Below are 20,242 nucleotides of genomic sequence, written 5' to 3' on the forward strand. Positions count from 1 at the left end.
CGGCAAGCGCGTCTTTCGCTTGCTGGGGTGGAGATCCGCGGAAACCGGTTCTCCTCCAGTAACTCCAGCAGCAGACGGGCATCGTTGCGGTCCGTCTTCTGCTTGCGCGGCGCCGCCTTGCGGATCCGCGCCGGATCGCCAACCCACAGCTCGATGCCCAGATCTTCCAGCATCTCCTCATACCACCGGCTGTAGCCGCTGGCCTACAGGCCGACCCGCGCCGGACGCGGCAGGCCGGCATAGAACTGCCGCACCGGCTCAAGACCGAATGCGTGGCTGAGACGCTGCTGCCGCCGCTGCCCCGTCTCCGTGTCCAGCAACGCCAACTCCTCTAGCCCGGGATGAAAATCGCAACCTATCATAAGCATGACGTTGGCTCCTTCCTCCACGCGGGAGCCCTGGCCTTTACCTGCCAAAAAGCTTAACCGCTGCCCATGGCCGGAGCCGACGTCGTTATGCAATCAAGGTTTTGCTCGCCGGGATGTGGGTCGTTTCGCCCTTCGGGCTTCACTGGCCTTCGGCAGAGCGGTTCGCCGCTTTGCCGCGGGCTTTTTTCGTGGGGCTTTGAAGCCCCACGCTAATGACCTCTGTTCCTTACCTGATTGTCCAGACCTTCGTCTGGTACCCCACTGCCGGGGAGGCAGTAGAAGTTTGACATTTTCTGGAATCCATCCAGAGACTCCGAGAGGTGAGCCGCCAAGCACACTTCAAGGAGAGACTGGATGGACGAATTCGAGAGTTTAAACCGCTCGAAGTGGGAGTGCAAGTACCACGTTGTATTTATACCGAAGTGCCGCCGTAAGGTGTTGTACGGGAGCCTTCGCAAGCATTTGGGCGAAGTGTTTCGGAAGCTGGCAGAGCAGAAGGAGTGCCGGATAGAAGAAGGACATTTGCTCGCCGACCATGTTCACATGATGACCTCGATACCGCCGAAGTATGCGGTGTCGCAGGTCGTTGGCTTCATCAAGGGCAAGAGTGCGATCCATCTGGCACGCGTGTATGGAGAACGGAAACAGAACTACGCTGGGCAAAGCTTTTGGGCGCGAGGGTACTTTGTGTCGACGGTAGGCCGGGATGAGGCGACGATTCGGGAGTACATTCGCAACCAGGAGCAGGAAGATCAACGGATCGACCAGATGAACCTATGGAAATGATCCGCCACCGTCAAGGTGGCTCAATCCAACCGGGGCCGCGTTAGCGACCCCGCTCAAGCCGCTTCGAGCGGTTCACATAAGAAAGCCCCACTGCCGGGGGATGCTTACTCCGGAAAAGCAACGGCGACGGCAAAAGCAATCGCAAAGGCAACGGCAAAGGCACGGTAACGGACAGCAGCAAAGGCAACGGCAAAGGCAAGAGCAAAGGCAAAGGTATGGTAACGGACAACAGCAACCGCAACGGCAAAGGTGAAATGCAGGTCCTTCGACTTCGCCCTTTGGGCTTCGCTCAGGATGACAAGGTTTGGGGTGCGCGAGTACGGCAGCAACAGCAACGACAACGGCAACAGCAACGACGACGGCAGACAACGGCAACGGCAGACGACGGCAACGGCAGACGACGGCAACGACAACTACAGGGATTCTTCGCTTCGCTCAGAATGACGACGCTGGGGTATGGGTAGGGGCAGACTAGGGACGAGCTATTGAGAGGGACGCGCCAGGGTGGCGAGGCAGGCTGGGGGAGGGGGCTAGGTGACGAGGTGTCCCATCTTTTCGCGTTTGGTCTGGAGGTAGCGCTCGTTGGTGGGTTCGGTGGGGACGAGGGCGGAGATGCGTTCGGCGACGGTGATTCCGGCGAGCTCGAGGGCCTCGACCTTGGCGGGGTTGTTGGTGATGAGGCGGACGGCGTGGACGCCTAGTTGTTTGAGGATCTCGGCGGGGAGTTCGAACTCGCGGCAGTCGGCTTTGTAACCGAGTTCGAGGTTAGCCTCGATGGTGTCGCGTCCCTGGTCCTGGAGCTCGTAGGCGCGGAGCTTGGCCATGAGGCCGATGCCGCGGCCCTCCTGCTGCTCGTAGAGGAGGATTCCGGAGCCGGCCTCGGTGATGGCGGCGAGGGCTAGTTCGAGCTGCTGGCGGCAGTCGCAACGGAGGGAGTGGAAGACGTCTCCAGTGAGGCACTGGGAGTGGATCCGGACGATAGGGGGCGCGGAGTGGATGTCGCCCATGACGAGGGCGACGGCCTCTTCGATGCGCTTCTCGTGCGCGGGGGTGGCGCCGTTGCAGCTTTCGGGGTTGTCGATGATGCCCTCGAAACCGAGGATGCGGAAGTGTCCCCAGCGGGTGGGGAAGTCGGCGTCGGCTACCTTGTTGACGGCGGCGAAGGGCATCTCTTTTTGATTATACGTTTTGGTGGTCACGGAGATTGGATTCGGGTGGGGGTGGGGACGATTCGGGCAAGGGCAACGGCAACGGCAAAAGCAAAAGCAAAAGCAAAGGCAAAATGCGGGGGTTCTTCGCTTCGCTCAGAATGACGAGCCAGATGAATGACGAGTTGGAGGAATGACGGGCCGAAGGAGGAGCGGGTCGTCTAAAAGGTGGTGGGTGGTTGAAGCTTCGATTCGTCGAAGGGTTCGATTGGTTGATTCCAATCCAGGCTGAGGTCGCGCCAGGTTGGGTTGGTTGCAACGATGAGTTGGATTTTCTTGACGCGGAGCCACCCTTGATCTCGGTTTCGCGGGCTATGGCTTGCGAAATGCTTTCGATGGACTCGTAGTAAACGAGCTTGTTGATTTTGTCGCGTGTGGTGAAAGCTTTTCGGTGGAGAGAGGTTTTGTGTTCGTGGACACGCTGCTGGAGGCGGGTGGTTACGCCTGTGTAGAGGTGATGGAAGGTGTTGGCGAGGATGTAGACGTAGGCCTGGTCGGGGTGCATTCCTGAGAGAGGTGTGGTGATTGAGGTGGTTTGAGGAGTGTGGGGCCTTTCTTCGAGGGCGTAAAGTATGGGTGTGGTGCATATCTCGCAATCGCTGATTCTGATTACGCTGCTGGTGAAGCTGGGAGTGGCGGCGGCGGTGTCGAGTTCGCTGGCGCGGTCGAAGACGTTCAAGGATCTGCTGCTGGGGCCGAGGCGTACGCTGCGGCAGACGGTGGGTCTGGTGGCGATGATCTGCGCTCCGCTGGTGCTGGGCGTGCTGGTTCGGGTGAAGGTTCCTAACTTTCTTGCGGCGGACCTTTCGTTTGAAACGACGGTGCTGTTGGGGGTCCTGGTGGGGCCTCTCGCGGCGATGGGCGCAGGGGCGGCGCTGGCGTTTCCGGCGCTGCTGCATCACGAGTACTGGGCGCTGCCGGTGAATCTGATGGTTGCGGCGGTGGCGGGGGCCTTTGGGCGATTTGCGGATCGGGAGGATGTGTGGTCGTTCTCGCCGATGATTGATTTGAGCATTTATCACTGGGTGACGCGCAATATCCGGCGGCCGCATCTGGACCGGCAGGTACTGCTGCTGGTGCTGATTGCGGGGATGCAGCTTTGCGCGAGCATGCTATCGCGGTTCTATCCGCGGCGATACTTTGCTCTGCACTCGGAAGAGTGGTGGGTGGAGCTGCTGATCTGCGCGAATGCTCCGATTGTGGTGGGGATTCCGCTGAAGATATGGAACTCGGTGCGTGTGGAGCGGAAGCTGGAGGAGCAGGGAAGGCTGTTGTTGGAGGCGAGGCTGGATGCGTTGCGGCGGCAGATCAATCCGCACTTCCTGTTCAATACGCTGAACTCGATTACGTCGCTGGTGCGATCGCAGCCGGAGCTGGCGCGGGAGATGATTGTGAAGCTCGCGAACATTCTGCGGGTGCTGCTGAAGGATCGTGAGGCGTTTGTTCCACTGAGCGAGGAGCTGGCGTTTACGGATGACTATCTGGACATCGAGGTGGTTCGGTTTGGCGAGAAGCTGAAGGTGGTGAAGGAGATTGCTTCGGAGACGCTGCATGCGGTTGTTCCGGGGATGCTGCTGCAGCCGCTGATTGAGAACAGCATCAAGCATGGGTTGGAGCCGCGGATCAGCGGAGGGACGGTAACGCTGCGGAGCAGGATCGCGGATGGGATGCTGACGATTGAGGTGGAGGATGACGGGGTGGGGATGTCGACGGAGCGGAACGTCGCGGGGGTGGCGGCGGCCTCGGGGAGCGGGATTGGAATGCGGAACGTTCGCGAGCGGCTGGAGGTGCAGTATGGCAGTCTGGCGAGCGTGGAGGTGAACAGCCGTCCGGGGAGGGGGACGAAGGTGACGCTGCGGATGCCGGTGCTGGAGGCGGGAGCGGCGGCGTGGTCGCAGAGTGGACGGCAGGTTCTGGAGGCGGCGACGGATGTGATGGGGGATGTGATGCGACGGGTGACTCGGACGGGTGGGTAGGGTGTGTTGCTGATCTGATGACTTCGTGGCGCTCCAAGCAAAATGTGGGGGTTCTTCGCTTTGCTCAGAATGACGAGTAAAGGTGGTAAGGCTAATCCATGCGGTCGAGGACGCGGCTGTAGTAGTCCTCGTAGAGGGGGATGATGCTTGAGGCGCAGAAGCGGTCTTGGGCCGTGCGGCGGGCGGACAGGGCCATGGCTTCGAGGCGTGGGCGATCGTTGAGGATGGCGATGGCGGCGGTGGCCATCGCTTCGACGTCGCCAATGGGGAAGAGGAGTCCGTTGATCTGATCGTCGATAAGTTCGGGGACTCCGCCGACGCGGGTGGCGATGGCGGGGACGCTGGAGGCCATCGCTTCGAGGGCGGCGAGGCCGAAGGACTCCATCTGGCTGGGCATGATCATGAGGTCGGCGAGGGGGAGGAGCTCGTTGACGTTGTCCTGCTTGCCGAGGAAGTGGATGCGGTCCTGGACGTTATGGCGGAGGGCGAGGTGCTCGGCGGCGCTGCGGTCGGGGCCGTCGCCGATGAGCATGAGGCGTGCGGGGAGAGCGCGGGCAACGCGGGCGAAGACCTCGATGACGTCGGTGACACGCTTGACGGGTCGGAAGTTGGAGAGATGGACGAGGAGGGCTTCGTCGGGCGTGGCGAACTGCGGGCGCATCTGGGCGACGAGCTCGGGCTTGCGGACGTAGAGGTCGCAGTTGACGAAGTTGCGGATGACCTCGATTTCTCCGGTGACGCCGAAGGCCTCGCGGGTGCGCTCGGCGAGGTGCTGGGAGATGGCGGTGACGCCGTGCGAGCGCTCGATGGCAAAGCGGGTGATGGGGAGGTAAGAGGGGTCGAGGCCGATGAGGGTGATGTCGGTGCCGTGGAGGGTCGTGATGAAGGGGAGGCGGCGACGGCGCGCGAGGAGCGAGTGGGTCTCGAGCATCTGGCTGGCGAGTAGGGCGGAGACGGAGTGCGGGATGGCGTAGTGGACGTGGAGGAGATCGAGCGAGTAGAAGTCGGCGACCTCGGCCATGCGGGTGGCGAGTGCGAGGTCGTAGGGCGGGTACTCGAAGAGGGGATAGGTGGCGACGGAGACCTCGTGGAAGTGGATGTTGGCCTCGCGTCCGGTGAGTCGGAAGGGCTGGGACGAGGTGATGAAGTGGATCTGATGGCCGCGGGAGGCGAGCTCGATGCCGAGCTCGGTGGCGACGACTCCGGAGCCGCCGTAGGTGGGGTAGCAGGTGATGCCGATCTTCATGGTGGCTCCTACAGCGTTGCGGGCGCGTGGGTATGTTGAAGGCTGCCGTAATGGATGAGCTGCGGAGCGTTTGGTTGCGCGAGGCGAGCGGGGATGGAGGAGAGGAGGGCCTGCATCTCGATCTCACGGTGGGCGCGGAGGCGTGTGGCGATGCGGTCGAGGTCGCGGTCGTTGTAGCCGGGATGGCAGACAAGTTCGAAGGCGCCGTCGCTGGGAAGCGCGTTGAGGATCTGGGTGAGGGTGGTGGGGTTGAGGTTGCCGGTGGCGGAGACGCCTACGGTGCCTTGCGTGGTGAGGACCTGGTGGTTGCGGATCTGCGGCTGGCGGTCGAAGGAGGATCGCAGGCGGTTGAGGAGGCTGATCTGGAGGCGGCGCTTGAGGCCGGCGTGGGCGAGCTGCTGGGTGAATGCGGGCTCGAAGGGATTGCGGATAGCGGCGATGCGAGAGCCTTCTAGGGCTTTGAGCAACGGGCCGGCGATGGCAGGGAAGAGATGCGTGTGCTTGTGCGTGTCGACGTGGGTGATGGAGATGCCGGCCTGCACGAGGCGAGCGATCTGCGCGTGGGCTTCACGGACGATGTCTTCTTCGCGGATCTGACCGATGAGGAGTGCGCGAAGGAAGGAGACGAGGGAGGGGCGGAAGGTCTTGCGGTCGGGGCCGATGAGGGTGGGGATGCGTTCGGGGGGAGAGGCGGGTGTGCCGTCGGTGAAGACGAGGTGACAGCCGATGCCGAGGGTGGGATTGGCGTGGGCGAGTGCGACGGCGTGGTCGAAGGCAGGGCCGGTGGCCATGAGGGTGGCGGAGGTGAGGACGCCGGCTTGATGGAGCTCGATGATGGAGCGATTGATGCCGGGGGTGAGGCCGAAGTCGTCCGCGTTGATGATGAGGCGGGGTGCCATGAAATATTGATTCGTTCGGTCGCTGCCTGCACTACTTTAGCAGGTGATTGCTTACCCGGTGCTTGGGGCATCGTTGGGTTGAGGGGCGACGGGCCGCGATCTCTGCTGGCGTTTACGATTGGCTTCGCGGAGAGCGACGAGAAGCATTCCCGTGAAGGTGAAGATGACGAGGATTACGGCGTGGTACCCGTGAAGCTGATCAACTTGTCCGTACAGGAGAGCGAGACCAGAGAAGACAAAGAAGACATGCGCACAGAAGACCTCGAGCGAGGCCTTGCCTAACGTGAGGAATGGTTCCACCTGCACCAAGCGAGAGACGATCTTTCGCAACCAGTAGGTCACGCAAGCGAAGGCCACAAGGTTGAGCAGCCTGAGCGGGCCGACCTGCCATTTGTCGAGGAACACTCCCAGGTTCTGCTGGGTCAGGCGGTTGCCCAGCCAACCGTATCGTACGCCTATAAAGAACAGGCAGGTTGCAGCGCTAAAAAGATAAGCAAGGCGAGGAAGTCTGCGAAACGGAAGATCACCCTGTGCAGAGGAGGCTCCGATCCACAGGCTGAGAATCCAGATGAGCTGCCAGGCGAAGAGATTGAAGGCCCCGGTCTCCTGCAGCGGAATATGAAGCCCTGTCACTCCGACGACGAGCGTATGCACCCAGCTTCGCAGACCAAACTGCGCCAGCAGCCAGATGAAGCCGCTTATGGTCAAAATCCACTTCCACCCCTTGTTCACGGCCAGAACCAGTATGGGAGGTGTGATCAGCATGAAAGTCACGTACATCGGCAAAATGTCGAGCAGGGGAGGGCAATAGATCAGCAGAAGCGAACCTGCAACGGCCGTGACGGGATGAGTAAGGTAGAAGTTCAGCAGATTGATCAGCGCAGGGCGGTGCGTGTGGGCGGCGATTGCGGCTGCGATGGTGAAGGCGAACGCCAGCATGAGAACGTGGTAGCCGTAGATGCGGAGGCTGCGCTTCCACAGGTTTTCGCGCATCTGCTCCGGGTTTTCCGCCGCCTGACGGAAGTAAAGATGTGCGATGAGGAGCGCGGAGAGACATACGAATCCTTCCGCAGACGAGACGAAGCCAAGAGGCTGATTGAAGTAGTCGCTGAGGTGCGTTGGAAGATGCGTCAGCGTCATCCATATTAGGAAGAGTCCGCGCAGGGCGTCCAGTTCTGGCCGCCGCCTGGAGCCGCCGAGGCGAAGAACGGAGGTTGGCCTTTGCGCAAGTGCGATCGCCACCGGGGAGGCTCCTACCTATTAAGACGTCTGACTGAGCCTTAGGTTGCGGTGCCGTGGTGTGGAAGTTGAGAGAGCAGAACGAGAAGAAATCTCTGAAGAGACAATGAATTTGTTTGGGTCTCGTTCCGCTTTGGGAAGGTGAATGGTGGGCAGAGAGGGACTCGAACCCCCGACATCCTGCTTGTAAGGCAGGCGCTCTAACCAACTGAGCTATCCGCCCACTCGAACTGCAGTGGCGCTGAATTTCAGTGTACGGGACGCATGTGTGGGATGCAATGCGCGGGGCGGCAATGCGCGTGCGGCGTGCGAATCACCGAGGTTATTTGTCAAAGAGGATTGGGGCGGATATCTTCAACCTTTGTGTGTGCTTGCTGCTGATCGGTCACGAAAGGACGGGAGATGGGGATTCGGTTGCATTTCTGGGGGGCAGCGCAGACGGTGACGGGTTCGTCTCATCATCTGGAGTGCGCAGGGCGGAATATTCTGCTGGACTGCGGGCTGTTTCAGGGCAGGCGGCAGGAGGCGCAGGAGATCAACACGCATCTGGCGATGGAGCCGACGCAGCTGGGCGATCAGAACGGGGCGGGGCTGAGCTCAGTGGTGCTGTCGCACGCGCACATCGACCACAGCGGAAATCTGCCGTGGCTGATTCGGCAGGGATATCGCGGCCCGATTTATACGACGCCGTCGACCATCGACCTGTGCGATCCGATGCTGAAGGACAGCGCGCATATCCAGGAAGGTGATGCAGAGTTTATGAATCGCCGGCGCGGGCGGCGGAAGATAATTGGCGCGCCGCCGGGGGCGGAGCCGGTTGAGCCTCTCTACACGCAGGAGGATGCGGCGCAGGTGCTTCGGCAGTTCAAGCCGGTGAAGCTGCATGAGCCGCAGCTGCTGGAGGGTTCGACGAAGGACGCGGGATTCAGTGTCTCGCTGACGAACGCGGGGCATATGCTGGGTTCGGCTTGCGTGCTGGTGGAGGCGGTGGAGAACGGGCAGACGACGCGACTGCTGTTCTCCGGCGACGTGGGGAGGAAGAACCTGCCGATTATTCAGAACCCGGATGCTGCGCCTGCGGCCGATTATCTGATTATGGAGAGCACCTACGGCAATCGCCTGCATCAGCCGATTGGGCCGGTGAGGCAGAAGCTGTCGAGGCTGGTGAAGCGCGTGGCAGCGCGCGGAGGGCGCATCATCGTACCGGCGTTTGCCGTGGAACGCACGCAGCAGCTGGTGATGCTGCTGCATCAGCTGACGGATGAGAAGCTGATTCCGGAGCTGCCGATCTTTGTGGACAGCCCGCTGGCCACCAGCGTGACGGAGGTCTTTCGCAAACATACCGAGGACTGGGACAGGGAGGCTTGCGAGTTTTATCACCAGGGAGACGATCCGTTTGGCTGGGAGCAGCTGATGTACACGCGGACGGTGCAGGAGAGCAAGGCGCTGAACGATCTGCATGTGCCTTCGATCGTGATGGCGGCCTCGGGGATGTGCGAGGCGGGAAGGATTCTGCATCATCTGAAGAACGGGATCGAAGACCCGCGCAACCTGATTCTGATTACGGGCTACCAGGCGGCGAATACATTGGGGCGCAAGCTGGTGGACAGGCTGCCGGAGGTGAACATCTTCGGCGAGCCGATGCGGTTGAGGGCGGAGGTGGATTCGATCGGTGAGCTGAGTGGGCATGCGGATCAGAACGAACTGCTGGCGTGGATGGAACCTGCGGTGAAGGGACTAAAGAAGGTCTATTTGGTGCATGGGGAGCCGCTGGCTCAGCTGGCGCTGAAGGAGGAGATTGAGAAGCGTTATGGGCTGGCGGTTGTCTGTCCAAAACGCGGAGATCGATTTGCGGTGAGTTAGGACGGATGCGGGGATATCTGATACACTCAATCATGTTGCCGAGTGAGTCCGAATGGTGTGTTGTGGATGGACTTGACTTGGCAAATCCAGAGGGATCGAGAGATATTCGAAGGTCGCCGATGGAACTGTGACATGGCTACGGGGGGTAGCCAGATACGTCTTAGGGGACGTAGCTCAGTTGGTTAGAGCGCTGCCCTGTCACGGCAGAGGTCGCGGGTTCGAGCCCCGTCGTCCCCGCCATACATTCCAAAAGACTTATGGGACGTATGGACCTACAGTGACAACGAAATCTGGGCACAATACGGGCACAATAAGCTTCTCAACCCGCATTTTGAGCCTGTTTTGTTGAATCAGTTGTGCCCAGACCAGCAACTTTAGTGCCTTCGCTGGAGACAATCATCTTTACAACCTTGCTCTGTGCGGCTCGCTTGTTCGAGTTCACCGCCTGCGTGTAAACATCGAGCGTTATTCTGCTGTTCGCGTGTCGTAAGAGCTCCTGAACCGTCTTGACGTCTTCTCCATTCGCCTTCAGCAAGGTGCCGAAGGAGTGACGGAAAGTATGCCAGCCGATCTTCTTGTGAATGCCATTTGCCTTCGCAACTGGCCTGATATGACGCTTCATGAGATTGTCCGGCCAATAGGGCTGCTTTCCCCTCATCGTCTCGCTGGCGAAGACGTAATCGTCATCCGATGCGTAAATACTCTGACGACGCCAGCGGAGAAGATCCTCTGCCATGTAGCTGTCCATGGGCACAGAACGGCGCTGCTGGCCGAATCCTCCGGAACCGATCTTACGTGCCTCGCCCAGCACGATGGTTCCGTCCGGGATGAGCACATGCTGCCGGTCGTGCGAGTACACAGGGCTCGAAACGAGGACTTTGACCGGACCCACCGCGTCGCCGTCGAGTCGATTCATGAGAATCGTATCCATAGTCAACCCTTCATCAACTACGTACGGCTGGCCTTCAGCTGAGTCGATATTGACCTCGGAGTTTCGCTTGGCAGAAGGCTGGTCGGTCGGATTGCTCTTCTGCTGTGAGGTCTGACTAGCTGAAGCCAGGTTGCTCGCCGGCTGGCCGGACGCCGCCTGATTCGTGGCTGGCAATGCGCCCGAATTGGCGTGGGCAATCGAATCGGAAGGTGAGGCGGCCTGCCCATCCGTCGAGCGTGCGTAGACAAGATTGGATGCGAAGCGCGCATTGTAAGCAAGTTCTCGTTCCTTGGCTGCGAGCTGCTCCGTTTGTTGCTGTTGCGGAGAAAGCTGCTGCACATAAGCGTTCTGTTGTTGCGTGCAAGGTTGGCCAGGCGTGCATAACGCCGGCTGTCCGGTCGGCCCATAGGCCGCGGCTGTTGTCTGTTGCGCCAGCGTGCCATTCGGCAACGCGGTCTCCGGCATTTGCGGCGCTGAAGCCGCAGCCGCCTGTGCTTCCTTTTGCCGTTCGGCCGCAAGCTGGTTCTTGAGATCCTGGACATTGTTGTCCGTACTGTCCTGAATGGCCGGCTGGGGCGGCTCATGCTGCGCTGCCGACAATTGCGAAGGGGCCTTCTTGCCGGAGGCGCTGAAGATCGCTGCAAGCGCAACCAATCCAGATACGCCGAGAAAGAGGGGAGGACCTTGAGGTTCTTCCTGATGACACCCTTGGGTTCCGCCTCGTGTCGGCGCAATTCCTGCTCGGGCGGGACCTTGAATTCGGAATTGACTGTCTGCTCAGCCATCTCTCTACCCCTTCCGCTTGAATTCCATGCGCTTGCTGCCGAGTTCCATATAGCCCGAGTCCATGACCTTGGGAATGATGTGGGTTCCCTCGCGAAGGTCATAGTTCACGAGGTTCGGTTTGCCGTCTTTCATTTCGTACACGCTGAACTTTTCAGGCGCGCTGGTCTTGATGTAAGTGAACTTGTCATCGTGATAAATGGATTGAATGTCGAATGGCAATTCGTTCGGATGAAACGTGTAATCGAACCTGAGGGCCAACGGATATTCGCTCTTGTATTCATCCACCGCCTGCGTGACATGTGCCTGCATCGCGGCGAGCTGCTCCCGCGATTGCTCAAGCTGCGCGGCTGGCACAAACTGTGGAGGTCCGGATGAGGCGACGATCGAAGAGTGGTCCGCCGGAACAACCAAAACCTTGAGATCGGGCACAGCCGAGCTATCCGAGACATCCTGCAATGTAAAGCTGTAGATGTTGCCCTTATCCGTGATCAGATTCAGATTGGAGCTGATGCCGGCCTTGGCTGGGTGGACAAAACAGAAATTGCCCACTACATCGACCACCCAGAACTCTTTGTCGCCTGTGGCCGCCTCCATGATCTTCTCTGAGGGCGGAACTTCAATCAGCGTTGTGTATTTGAGCTTGGCGTGAATGGGCACGATGTCCTGCGAGTGATATTGGACGGTGCGCGCCGAAGCGTCCTGTGCCACAGCAGCAGACGAGGCGACGATGAGTGCGAGTCCAGTCACGAGGAAGGATGAACGATTCATAATGCGACTCCTTGGCGGTTGGGGGAAATGGAACCGGCCAATGTGAGGGGCCGGAAGGGATGGTCTTTGGCGAGTCGGCGCAAACCCTCGGCGATGCCAAAGTTTGCGAAGTATTCGCGCTTGGTGAGGTTCTCACGGGCGCTGTTCACTGCCATCCAGTGCGAGACCGAATCGACGTTCAGATGAACTTTCTTTGAAGACTGTGACTTGCGGATGAGCATCTGACCCGGTGGAACCAAACCCGCGATCAGATCAAGCTCTGTGTCATTCAGGTGAAATGCTTCGCGATACAGATCCCGATTCATTTCAGGGTTCGCGAGAAAGATTTTGGTCGGACAGCTTTCAGAGACAATCTGAAGCATTCCCGACTCCTCAAGTTCTTTGAGGGATTGAGTGGCGAGGATCATCGCGGCATTGTGCTTGCGCCAGGTCTTCTGGGCCTGCACTACATACTTGCGAATCGTCTCGTTCCGGATGAACAGCCAAGCTTCGTCGAGCAGAAACGCTTTGAATGTTCCGAGCCTCGCACTGTCGATAATCTCGTTACTTGCTCTATGGAGGACGTAGAACAAGAGCGGCTCCAGGACTTCAGGGTCGTCGCCCCAGCCCGCGAAGTTGAAGGTCTGAAACTGGCTGAACGACAAGGTGTCCTCCGCGTTGTCGAAGAGGAATCCGTATTGTCCTTGGCGCGTCCAGCGATGCAGCCGGTCCTTGAGCTCGCCAACGATATTGGAGAAGTTCGAGAGCGTGCGCTGTTCAGGTTCCAACACGTACACCCGCTCAATTGCATCCCAGAGCTTCCGCTCTTCCTTGAAGTCCAGCCGGTAGCGCTGCTCGTTTCCCTCAACCAGTGTGCGAACGAAGGCAAACAGGAATTGCAGGTTCTCCTCCGTCGGTGGAAGGGAGAACGGATTGATGCTGAAGTCACGCGACTCGCGACCAACGTTCAAGTACGAGCCCCCAAAGATCGTCGTAAGCGAGTGGAAGCTGCCGCCGATGTCGAAAATGAAAGTGAGGGGCCGATACTTCTGGGCATTCTGGAGCAGAAAACAGCAGAGATAAGATTTGCCGCTGCCCGTCATGCCTAGAATCAAAGTGTGCGCGACCTCTCCGTTATGGAGATTGAGGAAGTAGGGCGTGTGATTGTCCGTTTCAAGGACTGCCAAATACTCTGTTCCCAGATGCAGGTTCCGCTTGTCTCCAGGCAGTATCGTGAAACAGGAACGAAAGATCCGCGTAATTTGAATTCAGGAGGAGGAGCCGGCGGAGATTGAAGACATGGTTTCCGGGCACCGTGGCGAAGTATGCGTTCAGTTGGTTGTACGTTTCGACGAAGAGTGCGCCGTCCGCATTCGTGAATACTCCTGTGAATTCGCCGATTAGCCGTTCCAATTCGCGGCTGTCGCGACTATGGACGACGATGGTCAGGGAGAACTCGCCGAGCGATTGGCCGTCGCCGAGAGCCCGCAGACAATCGCCAAGATTTTCGATGTCGGCCTGCTTCGACTCATCGACCAGCACATCACGCGGATTGGTTTTGATCGGGTCGTTGCCCAATTGAGAAATGAAGCCAGTCTTCGAGATGTTGAAGTGCCGACGCCGCTTGTTCACTTCTTTTCGAGCCTTGTCGCCCGGAAGGGGCGTCCACTCCGTGACAACACAAAAGTTACCCGGAATCTTGAGCAGCGAATCGAACACCAGAGGCCGGGTCTCCCCGATGACCTCTTTCATCGTCAACACGCGGACGAAATGGTCGCCGACCCGCAGATGATCGCGTTCGGCTTCGATGTCCGAATTGACCGCCTGGTGATCGAGAAATTGTGTGCTCTTCGGTGCACCGGCAATTCACCAATCGTCATAGTTGAGCAGTCGGCGGAAAAACCGAAGCTGACCTCCATGATTGAGGAGTTCGATCTGCATGAAGTCGCCTAGCTGACGGATAAACGCCTGGACTCTCTGTTCGAGCGACGCAACGTCATGTTCGATCTGTGCACGCAGTAAAGTCTTCATGCCACTGCTTGAGAACTGAGCCCTCAATTCTTCCACTACACCCGCGGGATCATTGATTAGCGTGCCGAGTCCTGCAACAATGCCCGTCTTTGACCGCGCACCGTGGAGCAGAACACAATAGAAAACTTCTACTTGATACAGGTGATCGCGCTTTGAAGCAAAGAACTCGCGCCGGTGGTCGACCTCCGTCTGGACAACAGGGTCGTCGTATATTTCGAAAGGAATCTCAGGCCGATTCGATTTGAAGAGGTATTGATACACGCAGAAGCCTGGACCGAATGACTTGAGGGCGGCTTCGAGGCGCTTCACCGCATACTCCTGGCTAGTGGAATCGAGGCTCTCGTAATCAATCCCCGGGACGGACAGAATCATGCCTATGTCGCCGCTCTTGGTCAGAAATGCGGTTTCATTCCAAAAGCCATACAGGTTGACGTTGTCATTAAGCGAGGCCGCGTCCTTCCAAGGCTTGATGATTTTGTCGAGGCGAAGCATTAATGCACCTCCACGCGCGGGAGACGGTGTTTTGCGGCGTCGTAGCGCGCTTTGTATTTCTCGGACTTTGCGAGAATGCGGAGAAACGCGGGATCGGTGTTGGTGACCCAGCTTCCGAAGGCAAACCCACCTACGAATACGGCAACGCCCGCGAGGAGACTGTTAAAGAGATTGAAGCACCAACTGCCCCAACACAGACAAAGAAGAACAGCGTTCGCTCCACCCCAAGGTAAGTGAGGGGCTTGTGCCGGCTCTTGTAGGCCCGGTTTCTGCGCCGGCTATTGGTGTGTGTCTGCATTGTTGCCCCTCACATTTGGAGATGGTTGATGGTTGCGGTTATGACTCAGGGAACAGCAGATCTTCAGATGCCCCAGAGCCAGGTCAGAACGTTCGTTGCGAGAACGGCTATTCCAGTACCTGCGGCAACGCCGGCCAAAGCCTTCTTCGCGCCGGGTTCGCCGTGTGCAAACTGGTATCCGCCAACGACAATGGCAATGAGGCTGGCGACCTTGGCAACCGTTCCGGTAAACAGGTTCTGCATGGCGGTGAAGCCCGTGTCAAAGGGTGAGCCGCCCCCTGCTTGCGCATGCGCGGCGACCGGCATGAGCAAAAAAAGCAGAAAGGCCGTCTCCGAGACTGGTAAGACTCGAACGTGCCTCCGCCATGCGGGCGAGAGATTCATATGTACCTCCGGTTTCGTAGACTCGACCCGTTGTGAGCAGGTCATGCCCAAGAGAGTGGCGCCAAATCTCTCTGCTGTCCAAGACCTTTTTGGGCTGACTTGATGCTTTCTAGCCATCACTGCGGCATCGCTCGGAGCTTTCAGATACGAAGGACCGCAGACCGCAACTGTAGGCATGCAAAAAAAATCAGCCTGCCTTTTCGAGACAGGCATGGCGAAGTGAATTCGCGATCTCGCTTACGATCCTTTGTGCCGTTTGGGAGCCTCCGCGCCGGTAGATGAACACCAGCCGCAACGCATCAATTCCTGCGATTGGCAAGCATTGAAGCGTCGGAGGCATTCCGTCACAAATTCCACGCGGCAGTATCGCGGTTCCCACTCCGTCTTGAACCAGGTCGAAAACTTCTTGCGTGGAAGCTGCTTCTTCCACGATGTTTGGCCTGAAGCCCGCGTTGGCGCACTGTTCGAGCAGCCATTGATACAAGGCCGAGTGCGTGCGGTCAGAGCAGGTGACGATCAGTGGACGCGTTCTCAGGTCCGCAAAGTTGATCGCACCGCTTCCGCTTACCGACTGCCCACGAATTGTCACGGCGTGCAGGGGTTCGGATCGCAACGGGATCTCTTGTAGGTGATTTCGTTCGAGAGGCGCAAACGTCACAGCCGCTTGAAATACGCCACTACTGATGGAATCGGTTACTTCCGAGGCGGTGGTCAGGCGGAACTGCAAGCGAACCGACGGAAACCTTTGCCTTTGAATTAATCGAATTTCATGCCGGAGCGTTGGGGGCACAAAGGCCGAGTAGCCAATCAAGAACGATGCGGCATTGCGCCGGGCAATAAGTCGACTGACATCCCTGGCGCGTTTGAAGTCGGCGTCGAGCCTGGTCATGATGTCATCCACCGCCAGGATGAACGCTCGTCCTGGGTCAGTGAGAGCTACGAGGTGATTATCCCGGCGGAAGATTTCGAAGCCCAGTTCCTCCTCAACTTCTCGAATCTGCCGACTAATTGACGATTGCTCAACATGGAGGCGTTCCGCCGCCTTGCGGAAGTGCAGCTCGCGTGCGACGGCCAAGACGTACTGCAATTTTCGGAGTGGGGGAGTAGCATTCATGGGTTCACCACATATGGTGGAATAGTTTGCATTTGGCGACAGGGATAACCTCGTCGCCCACATTGCCCTCTACCGTAAAAAGGCCTTGCCGCGCTGCCTTTGGGGAGCGCAACGAACGTGTTTAGTCGATCCTTTATGGCAGCTCGCGTACCTCGCGAAATGCCATGGATTACCTTGCCATTCTGAGCGAGTGCTCAGGGGACGTGCTGGATGACGTCAGACCAAAAGAACGGCGCCTCGTGCGGCATGCAGGCCTCAATGGTCGGTTGGCACCCCGGACGAATATTATGCTTATCGGAATCAATGACGAATGTCAAGTGGTACGCTACACAAGTATGTTTGTGTGGCAAGCGTGTTTACGCTGGTTGACCTGTAGCACCTTGTAGCTGTAGTTTCCGTGTAATGGCGGATTTCGACGACCTTTATCGTGAATTGGGACGAAAGATGCGTCAGGCGAGAGAGCGCTGTGGCGAGAGGCTGAGTCAGGATTCCCTTGCTAAACGGCTGGGGATCAGCAGAGCGTCCATCGTCAACATCGAAGCTGGTCGTCAGCGTGCCCCGCTGCACTTGCTGTGGCAGATTGCCGATTTACTGGGAACCGACTTGACTTTGCTGATTCCCAGCCGTGAAGAATTGCTTCCGCCGGCGAACCAGGTCCGGCTCGATAAAGAGATGATTAAACAGATCGAAGAAGCGGCCAATGGAGATCCCGGTGCCATCAAGGTTTTGACAGGGTTTGTTAGCAAACTGAAAGCGACGATTGAGACACCGCGTACCGGCAGGAAACCGAATGAACAGAGAAAACCTCGAAACTAGAGCTGAGAAGACGCTTCGTGACACGGGTACCTACCGAGTGCCGATCGCCATCGATATTGTGGCTCAGCGCCTGAAACTAACGATGGAGGCTGCCGCTCTTGGGGAGAACGTATCCGGCATGCTCATCGTGAAGGGCGAACGTGGCGCAATCGGATACAACTCGGCGCATGCGCGCGTTCGACAGCGGTTCACCATCTCCCATGAGATAGCACACTATCTGCTACACGCAAAGAAGAGTCAAAAGCCGCAGTTATTCATTGATCGTCACGTGACCTTCCGTCGTGATGAAAACTCGTCTACGGGAGTCGATCGCGACGAGGTGGAAGCCAACCAACTTGGCGCGGCATTACTGATGCCCAGAGGCCTCGTTCAGCAAGAGATACAAAAGCATGATCTAAATTTGGATGATGAGGAGGCGATTAGCCTCCTAGCGAAGCGATTCCACGTGAGCACGGCGGCGATGTCCAACAGGCTAGTCAATCTAAGAATGCTTCGTTAGGATTGGAGTTTTCTCGACGCCGACTACAAAGTAACAAAGCATGCCGAGGAAGCGGCCTGAACCATCTTTTGGAGAACTCCGGGGCACACTTGAAGACTGACCTGCCCGTTTTCAACAACTGAGATCAATCGATCAGACAGACTCGCATTTGCGGGGCGACCAGTGCTAAAGTGATAGGCATCGCGTCGCTATGCCTCGCGAGAGCCGCGTTCGAGAGCTGAATCTCGAATGTGATTGGTGTGTTTCAACCTAACCCCGCTAGAGAATCCGCAGTTGCGGACCATTCAGGATCGCGTAATCAGCAAGAGGTGAGATAGAGCCAAGACCATTTCAACAACGAGGAATCCCCCGATGAGCATCCTTCATGCCTCCTCAAAAATAGCTGGCATTGCGTGGAATGTCACGCGATTGATCAATCGTTCCCTTCCAGAGGGCCAACTTCCCACTCCAGTCTGGTCTCAAACCCCACTCAAAAAGAAGAGAGAACGCGCGTCACCTCCGCTTGGCGCGAGGGTGACCCAGTCAGTTTGTCCAAAATGTTTGCTTGAAGCCCGAGACGGCGTCCTTCGAGGGACACAGAGTGCAGACAGTCTGACAGAGTCTCTGGCAAAAATCGATGCGGAGATTGTCGAGGAGGCCGGAAGGGTTCTCCTCCGCAAATCGTGTGATCGGCATGGTCCGTTCGAAGACACGCTTGCTACAGATTCCCGATTCTTTTGGAAAATGGAGAGCCTGTATCCCGGCTGTGACTTCGAACGAGCGGAGGTCGCTGCGCATGGCATTCATAGCGTCCGGTATGGCCGCGGTTCGTATGTTCTAGTGGACTTAACGACGCGATGCAACATGAAGTGCAATCCGTGCTTTATGGACGCCAATCAGCTCGGACATGTTTACGAGCTCTCATTGGAAGAGATTAAGTCCCTTCTCGACCAAGCTGCCTCGGTAGAACCGAAGCGGGAGTTCAACATTCTCTTCTCTGGCGGAGAGCCCACTTTGTCCCCTCATTTTCTGCCGGCCGTCAGCTATGCACAGAGCATTGGCCTTAACCGCTTACATGTTGCGACCAACGGGATCAGGTTCGCGGAAAGTCCGGCCTTCGCAGAAGCCGCACGTGCGGCCGGTTTACACGGCGTATTTCTTCAGATTGATGGCATGACCGAAGAAAAGAACGCTCATCGAGGTGTAAGCAACTACTTGGATGTAAAGCTGAAGGCTATCGACAATATAAGCGCGGCGGGAATGCGTGTCACGCTGCAAGTCACGGTCATCAACACCGTGAACAATGACGCGGTCGGAAGCATTGTTCAGTTCGCCGCCGAGAATAGTGAGAAAGTCTTTGGCGTCCTCTTCCAGCCGATTATGTTTGCCGGACGAGCAGTGTCCAACCAAAGCCGTCCTTCTGCCTTTTTACAAAAAATATCTGGGGCTGAAACACCTCGATGTTGGAGTAGGAACTGGGTTTTTCATCTCCCGTGCCGGCCTGACGAGTTCGCATCAGGTTGGCCTGCTCGATCTCAATGAAAATTGCCTCCGAGCTGCGGCAGCTCAAGTGAAGCAAGCTAAAGTTCGCACCTTCAGGCGAGACCTGATGCAGCCTTCCTCAGAACCGGCGGACACCGGGTACGACTCCATCTCATTGTTCCATGTCTTGCATTGCCTTCCTGGCACGATGGACGATAAAGAGACAGCGATTGCTAATCTAAAACGCTATCTGTCGAAGACTGGCGTTCTCTATGGCGTCACCATTCTGGGCGATGAAGCCGGCCATAATCCAATAGGGCGAAGGCTTCTTAAGGTCTATAACGACAAGGGCATCATGCATAACCTGGGCGACACACTCGACGACCTGCAAAGGATGTTGAGAAGGCAGTTCCAGAATGTGGAAGTCCGACGACACAACAAGGTAGCCTTGTTCGTCGTACGAGACTGAGTTCGCGCCCATGAGTTGACGAAGTAACACCGACGAGGCGATCTCCTGGCTGCTTGGAGACCGAGTCTCAATGAGCCCTATCAGAGGGGATGTCAAGAAAAAATTCTCCCCCTCCCTCTCCGAGAGGAGAGGGGATGTTGTGGCTTGCATCCAGCCCAATCTCAGTTCTGGAGAGGCCGTGGGCTCGCCGCGTGTTCCGGACAGACCAAGCAGTTGGCGGTTTGTACTCGAGGGTTTCATGACGCCGTGGTCGGTTCGACGCCTTCGGTTCTGGAAGCTGCGCAAGCAAACGCGTTGGCTTTAGTGGGCCAACCATGGTCCTATCTGAGCAACGGCCACCCCTTCGGGGTGGTTGTATGAACCTGAAACTCTCAGCGAGACCGCGATAACCGTGGAACGCACTGGGCTCAGTTAGAATCTGCGACACAACCTGGCTCGGCAGCTAAGGCCGTATTGTCCCTGGAGCGTTCCTGCCCGAGATCTGAGCATGGCTCCGGTATTGGCGATTGTGTAGATGGTGGCAGCGTTTTTCCTGAAAAGGATAAAAGGCCCGACCCCGATGGAGAGATTGTGTAAGTCTTCGCCGACCGGGCCGAGCCACGTTGAATTCAACATGGGAGGATGAGCAT

General features: G+C 57.9%; 20 protein-coding genes, 2 tRNA genes and 1 pseudogene. 8 read left to right on the forward strand and 15 right to left on the reverse strand.

All coding sequences use genetic code 11. From position 1 onward, the window contains the following. Positions 1-203 precede the first annotated feature (203 nt). Positions 204-461 (reverse strand): hypothetical protein, encoded by a 258-nt coding sequence (locus Q363_RS41015; RefSeq protein ID WP_157467424.1) that lies wholly within the window; start codon positions 459-461, stop codon positions 204-206. Positions 462-722: 261 nt separating this feature from the next. Between Q363_RS41015 and tnpA the strand changes: the two genes are divergently transcribed. Further along, positions 723-1,154 carry an IS200/IS605 family transposase gene (tnpA, locus tag Q363_RS23420; protein WP_035355518.1) on the forward strand — a complete coding sequence of 144 codons (432 nt, stop codon included), beginning with the start codon at positions 723-725 and terminating at the stop codon, positions 1,152-1,154. A 104-nt stretch (positions 1,155-1,258) separates the two neighbouring features. On the opposite strand, the gene Q363_RS23425 is transcribed toward tnpA, so the two are convergent. The 3 genes from Q363_RS23425 to Q363_RS44585 all read right to left on the reverse strand — a co-directional run bounded on the left by Q363_RS23425 (position 1,259) and on the right by Q363_RS44585 (position 2,867). After that, the gene (locus Q363_RS23425) at positions 1,259-1,561 is read right to left on the reverse strand and encodes a hypothetical protein (RefSeq protein WP_157467426.1); all 303 of its coding nucleotides are present in this window, start codon (positions 1,559-1,561) and stop codon (positions 1,259-1,261) included. 123 nt (positions 1,562-1,684) lie between these two features. Further along, positions 1,685-2,323 carry a GTP cyclohydrolase II gene (gene ribA / locus Q363_RS23430; protein ID WP_035355522.1) on the reverse strand — a complete coding sequence of 213 codons (639 nt, stop codon included), beginning with the start codon at positions 2,321-2,323 and terminating at the stop codon, positions 1,685-1,687. Positions 2,324-2,333: 10 nt separating this feature from the next. After that, a complete protein-coding gene (locus Q363_RS44585) occupies positions 2,334-2,867 on the reverse strand; it encodes a GIY-YIG nuclease family protein (protein ID WP_245632418.1) in 534 nt (177 codons plus the stop codon). Between the two features lie 67 nt (positions 2,868-2,934). On the opposite strand from Q363_RS44585, the gene Q363_RS23435 reads away from it, so the two are divergent. Next, positions 2,935-4,338: a sensor histidine kinase gene (locus Q363_RS23435; RefSeq protein WP_035355524.1), complete on the forward strand. Its 1,404-nt coding sequence runs from the start codon at positions 2,935-2,937 to the stop codon at positions 4,336-4,338. A 91-nt stretch (positions 4,339-4,429) separates the two neighbouring features. Here the strand turns inward: Q363_RS23435 and bshA are convergent, their stop codons facing one another. From bshA to Q363_RS23455, 4 genes are all read right to left on the reverse strand, one after another. Then, positions 4,430-5,584, reverse strand: coding sequence for an N-acetyl-alpha-D-glucosaminyl L-malate synthase BshA (gene bshA, locus Q363_RS23440; RefSeq protein WP_035355527.1), 1,155 nt, complete (start codon positions 5,582-5,584; stop codon positions 4,430-4,432). 8 nt (positions 5,585-5,592) lie between these two features. Beyond that, complete coding sequence (locus Q363_RS23445) at positions 5,593-6,483, reverse strand: ChbG/HpnK family deacetylase (RefSeq protein ID WP_035355529.1); 891 nt, start codon at positions 6,481-6,483, stop codon at positions 5,593-5,595. 51 nt (positions 6,484-6,534) lie between these two features. Continuing rightward, positions 6,535-7,725: an OpgC domain-containing protein gene (gene opgC / locus Q363_RS23450; RefSeq protein WP_051979204.1), complete on the reverse strand. Its 1,191-nt coding sequence runs from the start codon at positions 7,723-7,725 to the stop codon at positions 6,535-6,537. A gap of 143 nt (positions 7,726-7,868) precedes the next feature. Continuing rightward, positions 7,869-7,945, reverse strand: a tRNA-Val gene (locus Q363_RS23455). A 179-nt stretch (positions 7,946-8,124) separates the two neighbouring features. On the opposite strand from Q363_RS23455, the gene Q363_RS23460 reads away from it, so the two are divergent. Together Q363_RS23460 and Q363_RS23465 are read left to right on the forward strand one after the other, a co-directional pair. Further along, positions 8,125-9,585 carry an MBL fold metallo-hydrolase RNA specificity domain-containing protein gene (locus tag Q363_RS23460; RefSeq protein ID WP_051979205.1) on the forward strand — a complete coding sequence of 487 codons (1,461 nt, stop codon included), beginning with the start codon at positions 8,125-8,127 and terminating at the stop codon, positions 9,583-9,585. 163 nt (positions 9,586-9,748) lie between these two features. Further along, positions 9,749-9,825: transfer RNA gene (locus Q363_RS23465), tRNA-Asp, on the forward strand. A gap of 79 nt (positions 9,826-9,904) precedes the next feature. Here Q363_RS23465 and Q363_RS36650 read toward each other — a convergent pair. The 7 genes from Q363_RS36650 to Q363_RS23505 form a co-directional block, all read right to left on the reverse strand. After that, complete coding sequence (locus Q363_RS36650) at positions 9,905-11,170, reverse strand: tyrosine-type recombinase/integrase (RefSeq protein WP_051979206.1); 1,266 nt, start codon at positions 11,168-11,170, stop codon at positions 9,905-9,907. A gap of 135 nt (positions 11,171-11,305) precedes the next feature. Beyond that, complete coding sequence (locus tag Q363_RS23475) at positions 11,306-12,070, reverse strand: TrbG/VirB9 family P-type conjugative transfer protein (RefSeq protein ID WP_035355532.1); 765 nt, start codon at positions 12,068-12,070, stop codon at positions 11,306-11,308. Then, positions 12,067-13,236, reverse strand: a complete 1,170-nt coding sequence (locus Q363_RS23480) for a VirB4 family type IV secretion system protein (RefSeq protein WP_035355535.1) — start codon at positions 13,234-13,236, stop codon at positions 12,067-12,069. The genes Q363_RS23475 and Q363_RS23480 overlap by 4 nt, the downstream gene beginning before the upstream one ends. Continuing rightward, positions 13,223-13,801: a hypothetical protein gene (locus tag Q363_RS23485; RefSeq protein ID WP_035355538.1), complete on the reverse strand. Its 579-nt coding sequence runs from the start codon at positions 13,799-13,801 to the stop codon at positions 13,223-13,225. The genes Q363_RS23480 and Q363_RS23485 overlap by 14 nt, the downstream gene beginning before the upstream one ends. A gap of 114 nt (positions 13,802-13,915) precedes the next feature. Next, positions 13,916-14,572 (reverse strand): hypothetical protein, encoded by a 657-nt coding sequence (locus Q363_RS23490; protein WP_035355541.1) that lies wholly within the window; start codon positions 14,570-14,572, stop codon positions 13,916-13,918. A 361-nt stretch (positions 14,573-14,933) separates the two neighbouring features. Further along, the gene (locus tag Q363_RS42215; protein ID WP_035355547.1) at positions 14,934-15,254 is read right to left on the reverse strand and encodes a TrbC/VirB2 family protein; all 321 of its coding nucleotides are present in this window, start codon (positions 15,252-15,254) and stop codon (positions 14,934-14,936) included. Positions 15,255-15,441: 187 nt separating this feature from the next. After that, positions 15,442-16,431, reverse strand: a complete 990-nt coding sequence (locus Q363_RS23505; RefSeq protein WP_084080684.1) for a LysR substrate-binding domain-containing protein — start codon at positions 16,429-16,431, stop codon at positions 15,442-15,444. A gap of 339 nt (positions 16,432-16,770) precedes the next feature. Between Q363_RS23505 and Q363_RS23510 the strand changes: the two genes are divergently transcribed. The 4 genes and pseudogenes from Q363_RS23510 to Q363_RS38895 all read left to right on the forward strand — a co-directional run bounded on the left by Q363_RS23510 (position 16,771) and on the right by Q363_RS38895 (position 19,613). After that, entirely contained in the window at positions 16,771-17,184 is a 414-nt protein-coding gene (locus Q363_RS23510; RefSeq protein WP_035355550.1) for a helix-turn-helix transcriptional regulator, read from the forward strand. After that, entirely contained in the window at positions 17,159-17,683 is a 525-nt protein-coding gene (locus Q363_RS36655) for an ImmA/IrrE family metallo-endopeptidase (RefSeq protein ID WP_051979207.1), read from the forward strand. The genes Q363_RS23510 and Q363_RS36655 overlap by 26 nt, the downstream gene beginning before the upstream one ends. Before the next feature lie 351 nt (positions 17,684-18,034). Next, a pseudogene (locus Q363_RS46690) lies at positions 18,035-18,937 on the forward strand (radical SAM protein); the annotation flags it as partial. A gap of 109 nt (positions 18,938-19,046) precedes the next feature. Further along, a complete protein-coding gene (locus Q363_RS38895; RefSeq protein WP_169747100.1) occupies positions 19,047-19,613 on the forward strand; it encodes a methyltransferase in 567 nt (188 codons plus the stop codon). Positions 19,614-20,242 lie beyond the last annotated feature (629 nt).

Origin of the sequence: Edaphobacter aggregans DSM 19364 (assembly GCF_000745965.1) — a bacterium.
Taxonomy (GTDB): Bacteria; Acidobacteriota; Terriglobia; order Terriglobales; family Acidobacteriaceae; genus Edaphobacter; species Edaphobacter aggregans.

Bases quoted from the DNA above. Each gene is read 5' to 3' on its own strand.
- tnpA (WP_035355518.1), top strand. From the start codon at position 723: ATGGACGAATTCGAGAGTTTAAACCGCTCGAAGTGGGAGTGCAAGTAC.
- ribA (WP_035355522.1), bottom strand. From the start codon at position 2,323: ATGCCCTTCGCCGCCGTCAACAAGGTAGCCGACGCCGACTTCCCCACC.
- Q363_RS44585 (WP_245632418.1), bottom strand. From the start codon at position 2,867: ATGCACCCCGACCAGGCCTACGTCTACATCCTCGCCAACACCTTCCAT.
- Q363_RS23435 (WP_035355524.1), top strand. From the start codon at position 2,935: ATGGGTGTGGTGCATATCTCGCAATCGCTGATTCTGATTACGCTGCTG.
- bshA (WP_035355527.1), bottom strand. From the start codon at position 5,584: ATGAAGATCGGCATCACCTGCTACCCCACCTACGGCGGCTCCGGAGTC.
- Q363_RS23445 (WP_035355529.1), bottom strand. From the start codon at position 6,483: ATGGCACCCCGCCTCATCATCAACGCGGACGACTTCGGCCTCACCCCC.
- Q363_RS23460 (WP_051979205.1), top strand. From the start codon at position 8,125: ATGGGGATTCGGTTGCATTTCTGGGGGGCAGCGCAGACGGTGACGGGT.
- Q363_RS23475 (WP_035355532.1), bottom strand. From the start codon at position 12,070: ATGAATCGTTCATCCTTCCTCGTGACTGGACTCGCACTCATCGTCGCC.
- Q363_RS23485 (WP_035355538.1), bottom strand. From the start codon at position 13,801: ATGAAAGAGGTCATCGGGGAGACCCGGCCTCTGGTGTTCGATTCGCTG.
- Q363_RS23490 (WP_035355541.1), bottom strand. From the start codon at position 14,572: ATGCTTCGCCTCGACAAAATCATCAAGCCTTGGAAGGACGCGGCCTCG.
- Q363_RS42215 (WP_035355547.1), bottom strand. From the start codon at position 15,254: ATGAATCTCTCGCCCGCATGGCGGAGGCACGTTCGAGTCTTACCAGTC.
- Q363_RS23505 (WP_084080684.1), bottom strand. From the start codon at position 16,431: ATGTGGGCGACGAGGTTATCCCTGTCGCCAAATGCAAACTATTCCACC.
- Q363_RS23510 (WP_035355550.1), top strand. From the start codon at position 16,771: ATGGCGGATTTCGACGACCTTTATCGTGAATTGGGACGAAAGATGCGT.
- Q363_RS36655 (WP_051979207.1), top strand. From the start codon at position 17,159: ATGAACAGAGAAAACCTCGAAACTAGAGCTGAGAAGACGCTTCGTGAC.